The sequence below is a fragment of the Microvirga sp. P4_A5 genome, from assembly GCF_056402495.1.
The window spans coordinates 1-501 of the sequence record NZ_JBFUHH010000222.1 but is presented as its reverse complement, the minus strand read 5'-3'; the positions used below and the strand labels follow the sequence as shown (position 1 = coordinate 501).

At 62.3% G+C, this 501-nt stretch carries 1 protein-coding gene and 1 pseudogene; one reads left to right on the top strand and one right to left on the bottom strand.

What is annotated here, in order from left to right; all coding sequences use genetic code 11:
* Positions 1–169, bottom strand: a 169-nt coding sequence (locus AC1DVM_RS23260) for a DUF2842 domain-containing protein (protein ID WP_477258518.1), incomplete at its 3' end; no start/stop codon positions are given.
* Positions 170–337: 168 nt separating this feature from the next.
* Here AC1DVM_RS23260 and AC1DVM_RS23255 point away from each other — a divergent pair.
* Positions 338–501: pseudogene (locus AC1DVM_RS23255) on the top strand (COX15/CtaA family protein); the annotation flags it as partial.

Genomic DNA, 501 nt, shown 5'->3' with positions numbered 1-501 from the left:
TCGCCGGCAGGATCCAGAGCAGGCCGCTGAAGAAGAAGAAGGCCAGGTGCACGACCGGGCCGGACTGGGAAAGCTGCGCGACCGCCACCATGGTTGCAATCAGCGCGTACACGATCACCAGCAGCACCAGCAGCACGGTTCCGATCAACTTCTTGACGCGAACGGGCATTTCTTGATCCTTTATCCAGGCCTCGCATAGTCGCTCCGGCCAGTCGACGCAACCGCCGAGGATACGCCGCTATGCGGCGCGACTGCGTGTCGCGTAGGCTGAACTTGCCAGAGAAGCCGCTATGGTCCACCAGTCCGGCGAGTTTCGAACGAGCCGGGAACGATTGTCATGTCCGCGATGACCAATACTGCTGCACCGCTTGCTCAACGCGACAGGGAACTGCACAACCGCGCGCTCGTTCGCGGCTGGCTCTACATTGTGCTGCTGGTTCTGTTCGCGCTGGTCATGGTCGGCGGTGCCACGCGCATGACCGGTTCCGGCCTCTCCATCAC